Source organism: Halomonas sp. SIMBA_159 (genome assembly GCF_046536035.1).
In the GTDB taxonomy this organism is placed as follows: domain Bacteria; phylum Pseudomonadota; class Gammaproteobacteria; order Pseudomonadales; family Halomonadaceae; genus Vreelandella; species Vreelandella venusta_A.
Genome location: NZ_JAWJBT010000277.1, coordinates 1 through 311, shown reverse-complemented (window position 1 = coordinate 311; position 311 = coordinate 1). Strand labels below are relative to the sequence as shown.

Sequence of the window (311 nt, the reverse complement as noted above, 5' to 3'; positions counted from 1 at the left end):
ACGAGAAAAAAGCCCGCCTGTCTGCCGAGCATTACAATTTGTTTAATGTCCTGTATAGCAGTTTCACGTTCCTTGAAGTCGAGCATATCCATAAACGCTACGTACTCATCAAATATGATAAAAACAGGCTTAAATCCATAATAAGCATAGTTTTCCCCAGTTCTATATTTAGGATGACTTTTCATATCTTCCATCCTCTGCATCATATCCTGGACAGAATTCTTCAAAGTCATCATAATACCGCCTTTGCGAGAAAACACCTTCCGTTCAAAAATTCCTTCTAAATCAGCCAAATCGGCATTTTTAGGGTC

General features: G+C 38.6%; 1 pseudogene. It reads right to left on the bottom strand.

Features of this window, described 5'->3' with window-relative positions:
* Nucleotides 1-311, bottom strand: a pseudogene (locus R0J87_RS19285) (hypothetical protein); the annotation flags it as partial.